This is a genomic window from Hymenobacter glacialis (assembly GCF_001816165.1).
Classification (GTDB): domain Bacteria; phylum Bacteroidota; class Bacteroidia; order Cytophagales; family Hymenobacteraceae; genus Hymenobacter; species Hymenobacter glacialis.
On record NZ_MDZC01000091.1, the window covers coordinates 1 to 8,923 of the forward strand.

The 8,923-nt window shown below is 59.4% G+C and carries 11 protein-coding genes; 2 read left to right on the plus strand and 9 right to left on the minus strand.

What is annotated here, in order from left to right; genetic code table 11:
- Positions 1-91: 91 nt before the first annotated feature.
- The 3 genes from BEN48_RS14575 to BEN48_RS14585 all read right to left on the minus strand — a co-directional run bounded on the left by BEN48_RS14575 (position 92) and on the right by BEN48_RS14585 (position 1,775).
- Positions 92-649 carry an NADH-quinone oxidoreductase subunit C gene (locus tag BEN48_RS14575; RefSeq protein WP_083321089.1) on the minus strand — a complete coding sequence of 186 codons (558 nt, stop codon included), beginning with the start codon at positions 647-649 and terminating at the stop codon, positions 92-94.
- A 105-nt stretch (positions 650-754) separates the two neighbouring features.
- Positions 755-1,309 (minus strand): NADH-quinone oxidoreductase subunit B, encoded by a 555-nt coding sequence (locus BEN48_RS14580; protein WP_070735636.1) that lies wholly within the window; start codon positions 1,307-1,309, stop codon positions 755-757.
- 73 nt (positions 1,310-1,382) lie between these two features.
- On the minus strand, positions 1,383-1,775 hold the full coding sequence (locus tag BEN48_RS14585; RefSeq protein ID WP_070735637.1) for an NADH-quinone oxidoreductase subunit A: 393 nt from the start codon (positions 1,773-1,775) through the stop codon (positions 1,383-1,385).
- Between the two features lie 219 nt (positions 1,776-1,994).
- On the opposite strand from BEN48_RS14585, the gene BEN48_RS14590 reads away from it, so the two are divergent.
- A complete protein-coding gene (locus BEN48_RS14590; protein ID WP_070735638.1) occupies positions 1,995-3,554 on the plus strand; it encodes a sensor histidine kinase in 1,560 nt (519 codons plus the stop codon).
- On the plus strand, positions 3,535-3,951 hold the full coding sequence (locus BEN48_RS14595) for a response regulator (RefSeq protein WP_070735639.1): 417 nt from the start codon (positions 3,535-3,537) through the stop codon (positions 3,949-3,951). Before BEN48_RS14590 ends, BEN48_RS14595 begins: the two co-directional genes overlap by 20 nt.
- Positions 3,952-4,073: 122 nt before the next feature.
- Here BEN48_RS14595 and pruA read toward each other — a convergent pair whose 3' ends face one another.
- The 6 genes from pruA to iscX form a co-directional block, all read right to left on the minus strand.
- Complete coding sequence (gene pruA, locus BEN48_RS14600) at positions 4,074-5,738, minus strand: L-glutamate gamma-semialdehyde dehydrogenase (protein ID WP_070735640.1); 1,665 nt, start codon at positions 5,736-5,738, stop codon at positions 4,074-4,076.
- A 60-nt stretch (positions 5,739-5,798) separates the two neighbouring features.
- Entirely contained in the window at positions 5,799-6,377 is a 579-nt protein-coding gene (locus tag BEN48_RS14605) for a nucleoside/nucleotide kinase family protein (RefSeq protein ID WP_070735641.1), read from the minus strand.
- Between the two features lie 122 nt (positions 6,378-6,499).
- Complete coding sequence (locus tag BEN48_RS14610; RefSeq protein ID WP_070735642.1) at positions 6,500-7,192, minus strand: YjjG family noncanonical pyrimidine nucleotidase; 693 nt, start codon at positions 7,190-7,192, stop codon at positions 6,500-6,502.
- Positions 7,193-7,313: 121 nt separating this feature from the next.
- Positions 7,314-8,249, minus strand: a complete 936-nt coding sequence (locus BEN48_RS14615; RefSeq protein WP_241502283.1) for a geranylgeranylglycerol-phosphate geranylgeranyltransferase — start codon at positions 8,247-8,249, stop codon at positions 7,314-7,316.
- A gap of 132 nt (positions 8,250-8,381) precedes the next feature.
- Entirely contained in the window at positions 8,382-8,576 is a 195-nt protein-coding gene (locus BEN48_RS14620; RefSeq protein WP_070735643.1) for a cold-shock protein, read from the minus strand.
- 142 nt (positions 8,577-8,718) lie between these two features.
- On the minus strand, positions 8,719-8,923 hold a 205-nt coding region (gene iscX / locus BEN48_RS14625; protein ID WP_070735644.1), incomplete at its 5' end, for a Fe-S cluster assembly protein IscX.

The window sequence follows — 8,923 nt, forward strand, 5'->3', positions numbered from 1 at the left end:
GACCTTATCACGTCCTCGTTGCCGTAAGAATAGATACTCTGACAAAAGCAGCGGTGATAAGATGCTTCCTTCGTCAGCATGACAAATAGGTTTATCGTCCGAAAAACAGGTCGGTTTTGTCTTCGCGAGTGCCGTCCTCGAGCGGGTATTCGCGCCGCATGGGGTGGTAGTCCATGTCCTCCACGTTGAGAATGCGAATGAGATTGGGGTGGCCGGTGAAGATGACGCCGTAGAAATCGTAGGCCTCGCGCTCCATCCAGTTGGCGGCAGCGTAGAGGTTGCTCAGCGTGGGCACCACCGGGTCGGCTACGGGGAAGAAAATTTTCAGGCGCAGCCGGATGTTTTGCGTCAGGCTGTGCAGGTGGTAAATCATACCCAACTCCTTGCCTTCGTTTTCCGGGTAGTTGATGCCGCACATCGTGGTTAGGAAGTTGAGCTTGATTTCCTGGTCCTGCTGCAAGCCGGCAATGACGCCGTGAATGCGCTCCCGCGTGGTGGTCACCGAAAGCAGGCCGTATTGCTCCTCCACGTCGGTAAACGTGTCTTCGCCAAACAACTGGTGCAGCAGAGACAGCACCCGCGCATTCTGGACCTTAATGGGGTCTTCGGCAACAGCGACTTCGGGAGCGGCGGCAGATTCTGGAGTCATTTCGTAGCTATTAGCTGTAAGCTGCTAGCTGTTGGCTTGGTGTTCAGCTGCTAGCTGTTTGGCTCGAAAAGAGCTAACAGCTAGCAGCGAATGGCTAACAGCTACCTATTTGATGTTGTAAGATTCGAGCAGGGCCTGATACTCAGGCGCGTTGCGGCGGCGAATGGATTCGTTGCGGGCCAAGTCTTGCACGCGCATGAGACCATCAATCACCTGCTCGGGGCGCGGCGGGCAGCCGGGCACGTACACGTCGACCGGAATGATGCGGTCGATGCCCTGCAACACCGAGTACGAGTCGAAAATGCCGCCCGAACAGGCGCAGGCGCCCATGGCCAGCACCCAGCGGGGCTCGGCCATTTGCTCGTACACCTGCTTCACAATGGGGGCCATCTTCTTGGCAATGGTGCCCATCACCATGAGCAAGTCGGCCTGGCGGGGCGAGAAGCTGGGCCGCTCGGAGCCGAAGCGCGAAATGTCGTAGTGCGAGCCCATGGTGGCCATGAACTCGATGCCGCAGCAGGAGGTAGCGAAAGGCAGGGGCCAGAGTGAATTGGCACGGGCCATGCCCACCACTTTCTCCAGCGACGTGGCAAAGAAGCCGGCGCCTTCGACGCCCTCGGGAGCTTCCACCGTTTTGATTTCCGGAACGCGGGTATCCATCATATAAAAGTCAGATTTGGAGGCCTATCGGCTTAGTAACCAACACCAGCCTGGCGGCAAAAGTTTGGCCGAATTACGCCTCGTTCCAGCGCAGAATGCCTTTTTTGATGATGTATAAAAAGCCCGCCAGCAGAAAGAACATGAACAGTATCATGGCAATGAAACCGTCGTTGCCCAGGGCTCGGAAGTTCACCGCCCACGGGTACATGAAGATGACTTCCACGTCGAACAACACGAAGACGATGGCCGTGAGGAAGTACTTCACCGAAATGGGAGCACGGGCGTTGCCCACGGACTCGATGCCGCACTCAAAAGAAGCGTCCTTCACCTTGCTGTTGCGCTTGGGGCCCACGAGGTGGGAAACAATCATGGCAAAGGCCACGAATGCCAGCGCCAGCCCGAACTGAATGAGAATGGGCAGGTAATCTTCAGGCTGGTAACCGTTGACGGGCAGGGCTAGGTACATAGCGGTCAATTATATAGCAAACAGGCCTCACGGGCGCTGAAGGGCAAAGGTAACGCCCACGGGGTTGGGGCGCAATGTTGGGCCCCAGCTGCTTTGATGATGGCTGGTTTTGGCGGGCATTCGAAACAACTTACATTGAAAAGATTGTCTTATTAATATATTTTATTGAGCGAAACATGCTTTCTTTAAGGGCGGGTTAGGTGCCAGTAATTCTCTTCTATGGCTAATTCTATCGATTCACCGAGGAGCACCAAAACAGCTAGTGCCGCCGTGGTGGAACGCGAACACCAGCTTTCAGTCATTTTCGATACCATTGCCGACGTCACGTTCGTATTGAGGGTGGAAGAAGGGGGGCGCTACCAGTTTGTGTTCGCTAATAAAGCATTTGAGAAAACTACCGGCCTGCCCCTGAAACGGGTGCTGGGCCGCTACGTACAGGACATCATTCCGGAGCCTTCGCTCAGCCTGGTGCTTACCAAATACCGCGAGGCCATTGCCAGCATGGAACCCGTGGTGTGGCAGGAAACCTCTGTCTACCCTTCGGGCCAGGTGGTGGGCGAGGTGCGCGTGACGCCCGTGGCCGACGAGCACGGCCGCTGCTACCAGCTGGTGGGCGTAGTGCACGACCTCACCAAGGAGAAGCAGGTAGAACGGGCGCTGCGCGTGAGCAACGAGCGGTTTGCCTACGCCCTGAGAGCCACCGCGGACGCCATCTACGACTGGACCGTCGGCGACGACATGCTGTACTGGGGGGAAGGGTACGAGAAGTTGTTTGGCCACCACCTGACGGAAAATCCCACGCCCTTCAGCAAATGGGCTGACTGCGTGCACCCCGACGACAGCCTGCGCACTGTGGAGGGCTTGCGGCAGACGGTGCTTGAAACCACGGACCTGTTCTGGCAGGAGGAGTACCGGTTCCGGCGGGCCGATGGCACCTGGGCCGAGGTGTTTGACCGGGGATTCCTGGTGCGCGACGCGGCGGGCCAGGCCGTGCGCATGATTGGCGCCATGCAGGATATTACCGCCCGCAAGCTGGCCGAACGCCAGCAGCAGCTACTGACCGAAAAGTTGCTCAGCCAGAACGCCGACCAGCAGCAGTTTACCTTCATTGTGTCGCACAACCTACGCGCGCCGCTATCTAATGCGTTGGGATTTAGCAGCCTGCTGACCCGGGTAGAAAAGCAGTCGGAGGTGTTCGATACGTCGCTGCAAAACCTGCACACCTGCCTCCAGCAACTCGACGCAGTGCTGACGGATGTGAACGATATTCTGTCGGTGCGCGACGAGCAGGCGGGCTACCGGCCCGAGCCGGTGCCGCTAGCTGCGGTGTGCGAGCAGGCAATACTGGGCTTGCAGGCGGCGCTACAGGCAGCCGGCGGCCAGCTCAGTTGCCAGATTCCGGCCGACCTGCGCGTGGCCGGCAGCCGGGCGTATTTCCACAGCATTTTCCACAACCTTATTTCCAACGCCATCAAGTACCGGGCCGATGCCCGGCCGCTGCGTATAGATATTGTGGCCACTACGGCCCTGGCACAGGGCCTCACCATCACGGTGCGCGACAATGGCTTGGGCTTTGACCGGCAGAAGGCTGGCGACAACGTTTTTCAACTATACCGGCGCTTCCACGCGGGGCAGGCGGGGCGGGGCATCGGCTTGTATCTGGTGCGCGCCCATGTAGAAGCCATGGGCGGGCAGGTAGCCGTGGCCAGCCGCCTGAACGAAGGCACCAAATTTACCATCCATTTCAGGTCTTATGCGGATGAAAACCTATCTCATTGATGACGATGCCCTCGCCATCTATCTGAACGAACATTTGCTGCGCACCGAAGGGTTTTCCACCTGCATCTGCACGTTCCAGTCGGCGCAGGGAGCGCTGGACACACTGTTGGAGAAAACCAAAAAGGTGCCCAAGGTCGTGTTTCTGGACCTGAACATGCCGATGATGGACGGCTGGGAATTTCTGGATGCTCTGACCCCGCACCAGGAGGCGTTGCGCGGCAGCTGCCGCATCTACATCCTCACGTCGTCGCTGGCAATGCAGGACCTGGAAAAGTCTAAGCAATACGACCTGGTAGCGGGCCTTATTCACAAGCCGCTGGATGCCAGGGAATTGCAGGAGCTTAAGGCGCGCCTGGTTGATGAGATGGTGGCCGACGACGAACCCTGCGACTGCTAACTGAGAGTCCCTGCATTCCCCTGAAAGACAAACGCCGCCTCTGTAACAGAGGCGCGTTTGTCTTTCAGGGGAATGCAGGTCAGCTGTTTTGGAATTCAAAAATCAGCCTCACAGCGCGGGTTCTACAATCCCTTGTCGCGGTTCAGGTCCTCGGCGGGCTCGGCGCCCAGGAAAGGGTAGCGGTAGTCCGTCACGGGCACGAAGGTTTCCTTGATGGCGCGGGGCGATACCCAGCGAATCAGGTTGAGTGATGAGCCAGCCTTGTCGTTGGTGCCGGAGGCGCGGGCGCCGCCAAAAGGCTGCTGGCCTACCACGGCGCCGGTCGGCTTGTCGTTGATGTAGAAGTTGCCGGCCGCGTTCTGCAGGCGCTTGCTGGCCAGGTCAATGGCGTACCGGTCCTGGGCAAACACGGCGCCGGTGAGGGCGTAGGGCGAGGTGCTGTCTACCAGGTCCAGCGCTTCCTCAAACTTGTCGGCGTCGTACACGTGCACCGTGAGCACGGGGCCGAACAGCTCCTCGCACATGGTCACGTACTTCGGGTCTTTGGCGAGGATAATCGTGGGCTCGATGAAGTAGCCCTTCGACTTGTCGTAGCCGCCGCCGGCAATGATTTCGGCGTTCGGGTCGGCCTTGGCGGCATCAATGTACTTGGCCAGCTTGTCGAACGACTTCTCGTCAATCACAGCGTTGATGAAGTTGCCGAAGTCCTCCACGTCGCCCATCTTGAACGAGGCCAAGTCTTCCTTCACGTAGCCGAGGATTTCATCGGCTGTATTGGAGGGCAGGTACACGCGCGAAGCCGCCGAGCACTTCTGGCCCTGGTACTCAAACGCGCCCCGGCTCATGCCCACGGCCACGGCCTTGGGATGTGCCGAGTGGTGGGCCAGGATGAAGTCTTTGCCGCCGGTTTCGCCCACAATGCGCGGGTAAGACTTGTAGCCGGCAATGTTCTGGCCGATGGTCTTCCAGATGTTCTGGAACACGCCGGTAGAGCCGGTAAAGTGAATGCCAGCAAAGTCGCGGTGCGCGAAAATGACGTCGCCGGCCGTGGGGCCGTCCACGTACACGAGGTTAATTACGCCGTCGGGCACGCCAGCTTCTTTGAACAGCTCCATCAGCACCTGGGCTGAATAAATCTGGGTGTTGGCAGGCTTCCAGACAACGACGTTGCCCATCATGGCCGCCGAAGAAGGCAGGTTGCCGGCAATGGAGGTGAAGTTAAACGGCGTGAGGGCAAACACAAAACCCTCCAGCGGGCGGTGCTCCACGCGGTTCCACATGCCGGGCAGGCTCTCGGGCTGCTGCTTGTAGATTTCCTGCATGTAGTACACGTTGAAGCGGAAAAAGTCAATCAGCTCGCACGCGGCGTCGATTTCGGCCTGGAATGCGTTCTTGCTCTGGCCCAGCATGGTGGCCGCGTTGATGCGGGCACGGTAAGGGCCGGCCAGCAGGTCGGCGGCTTTGAGGAACACGGCGGCGCGGTGCTCCCAAGGCAGCTCGGCCCAGGCGGTGCGGGCGGCCAGGGCCGCCTCAATGGCCAGCTTCACGTGGCTGGCGTCGCCGGCGTGGAAGTGGCCGATGGTGCGCTGGTGGTCGTGCGGCGGGCTGATGCGCTGGGTTTTGCCCGTGCGCACTTCTTTTCCACCGATGTACATCGGGATGTCCAACTCTAGGTTGCGCAGGCTCTTAAGCTGCTGCTGCAGCTCCAGCTTCTCCTTCGAACCGGGCGCGTAGCCTTTCACGGGTTCGTTAATCGGGATGGGGACGTTGAAAAAGGCGTTGGCCATAAGGGTTCAGTTTAGGTGGTGTGGGAGTTTTGGTGCGGTGGGCCAAAGGTAAAGCGAATCTTAAAGTAGCAGCAGCAGCTCCCGCACCTGGCGCATCAAATCGTCGCGGGAGCCGGTGTTGTGCAGGGTAGCGGCGAAGTGGGGGTAGTCGTCCATGGCCGTTTCGCTGGGGTGCTTATCGTCGCGGGTGCCGTCGCCGCGCTGGCGCAGCGGGTCGCCTTCCACGCGCAGCATGAGGCCGCCGCGGGCCCGAATGGGGTCAGCCTCGTTGGGGAAGCGCACATCGGGCACCAGCACGAAGGCATCGTGCGGAAGGCCGGCAAAGAAGGCATCCACCCACACCAGCGGTTCCCACACGCGCAGCGCCTGGCCCACCTGCTGAAGCATTTCGCCCCGCGTGCGGCCAAAGGTGGGCACCACTTCGGTCTTGCCTTTTTGGGAGTAGTAAGGGGCCACGTCCTCGCCCGTCAGGGCTGCGCACACGGACTTAATTGAGTCGCCGAAAGAGCGAACCTGCCAGAGACGCTCGCGCTGCAGCTGTTGCAGCAGGCGGGCCACGGTGTCTTTGCCGCTGCCCCGGCGGCCAGATAGGCCAATGAGGTGTACCATGGGGTGGGTATCTACTTGAATAGAACTCATCAGAACGTCATGCTGAGCGCAGCCGAAGCATCTCTATCGCAATAGTAAAATTGATTACTTACGCGGTAGAGATGCTTCGGCTGCGCTCAGCATGACGTTCCTCTAGTGTTTCGTTCTTCGATTTACAAAATAGCTTTCAACTCGCTCAGGCAGCTGATTTCGTGCGTTATCGTATTGAAGTGCCGCCGCTTGTCGGGATTGAAATACACCTGGTCGATGCCGGCGTTGCAGGCGCCCAGTACGTCACATTCCAGGTTGTCGCCAATCATGAGGCTTTCGGCGGCGGTGGCGCCGGTGCGCTCCAGCGCGTGCCGGAACATGCGCGGGTCGGGCTTGAGGTGGCCGCTGTGCTCGGAGGTAATAACTTCCTTGAAGTAATGCGTGAGGTTCGACGAGGCCAGCTTGAGGGCCTGCACATCGTTGAAGCCGTTGGTGACGAGGTGCAGGTGGTACCTGGGCTGCAGGTAGTCCAGCACGTCGTGGGTGTAAGGAAATACCGCCGACTTCAGGGGCAGCAGGTCGGTGAACTCGGCGGATATATTGGCGGGTCTGTCGGCCTCGGCCACGCCCAGCTTGGTCAGCGTCCGGGTGAAGCGCGTTTCCCTCAGCTGCGTCTGCGTGATTTTATTGCTCTGATACAGGCGCCACAACGCGTGGTTGATGTCGCTGTACACGCTAATAAATTGCTCAACGGCGAAGGTGCCAAAACGAGCGAAGCCGTGCCGGTCATAGAGCGTGCGCAGGGTTTCATCGGCGTTTTTCTCAAAATCCCACAGCGTGTGGTCGAGGTCGAAGAAGAGGTGACGGTATTTCACGAAATAGCGGTTAATGGTTAATGGTTAACGGTTAGTGGTGAGTTGTTAATGGTAAGTAGTGGTTAACGGTGAATGAGGATGTTCAATTCACTCCCAATCATTAACCGTTAACCGCTCACCATTAATTAATGCTGCCCGCCAGCGCCATGCTCAGCACCCCGGCCAGCATAATGCCTTTACACCAGGCGCTGAGGTACTTGAAGTGGCGGCGGCGGTCGGCGCGTAGCAGCAGGCGCGTGAGCTGGGCCATAGGCAGCAGCACCAGCAGCACCAACCACGAGCCTAGTGGCCAGTGGCCGCTCGCAAACAACCGGCCCGTGGCGCCCAAGGTTAGCAGGGCCAGGCAGGCCAGGAAAAAGCCGGCCACCCACTTGGTGCGCGCCATGCCCAGCACCAGGGGCAGCGTGCGGCAATCGTGCTGGGCATCGCCGCGCATGTCTTCCACATCTTTCACAATTTCGCGCACCACCGTGAGTAGGAAAGCCGCCAGCGCGTAGGGCCACACCACGCTGTTGCTGTCGTTGCGCTCCAGCTGCAGCTGCAGCTCCGGCAGCAGCACCAGCGCCGCCGTGAGCGTGGCAATGCTCACGTTGCCCACCAGCGCCACCCGCTTGAACCGGGCCGAGTAGCCCCACAGCAGCAGGGCCGTGCCCAGCGTGACGGCCCCCAGCACCGGGTGCAACCACCCGGCCAGCAGCACGCCCACCGTGCTCAGCAGCAAGTGGGCCAGCATAGCCTTGCGCCGCCGCACCACCCGCCCAATCACCAGCCGGTCGGGCCGGTTGATGGCGTCAATCTTCACATCGTAGTAGTCGTTGATGATGTAGCCGGCCGCCGCTACCAGCAAGGCCGCCACCACCAGCAGCCCAAAGCGGGGCCGAAGCAAGGCTTCCTGCACCGGCAGCTCGGGCAGTAGCAGGCCGGCCCGCACCAGGGCCAGGCACAGCAGCATGATGAGCAGGTTGGGCCAGCGCACCAGCATGGGCAAGGCCTTGCCCAGCCCTTCCACCGGAGGCGGGGGCAATGACTGGGAGTGCTGGGGCAGGCGGGAGGGCATGAAGTAGCAGCGAAAGACAAAGGTCGGCTAAAGAGCGGGCCGATGGCGGCGGCGCACGGCAGCCAAGCAACAAAAAAGCTCCTCCGGGATGGGAGAAGCTTTGAGTGGGTTGCCCCAGGCGGTGGGGAAACCTCAGATTTTGCGCACGTTCACGGCGTTAATTCCTTTGCGGCCTTCCTGCGTTTCGAACTCCACCTGGTCGCTTTGCTGCACCGTAGCCCCGTTCAGGCCAGTTACATGAACGAAAAAGTCTTCTTTCGTTTCGTCGTCGGTCACGAAGCCATAGCCTTTGTCTTCGTTGAAAAATTTAATGATGCCGGTTTTCATGCAAAAAAACAAATGTGGAAAGATGGGAAACTGCCCGGGTAAAGGCTGCAGAAATGCCTGAAATGGGTTGTGGTCCCATTCAGTTGCAGCTTACGCGGGAACTAAGCAGCGGGTTGGCTGCCCGGTCCCATAAAGCCACCGACTATTTGTTATCGCGCCACTCATACACCCACTTTGCCTGAATTTGCTCCAGGTGGCCTTCGGTGGCCTGCTCGCGGGTGCCATCAAAATTATTCAGGCTCAGCACCCAGTCAATCAAGTCGGTGAAGCGGATGCGGTAAATCTTAGCCTCGTTGAATTCGCTGCCAAACTTCTCGTAGAGAGCCATGGCAATGTCTTCGTGGTCG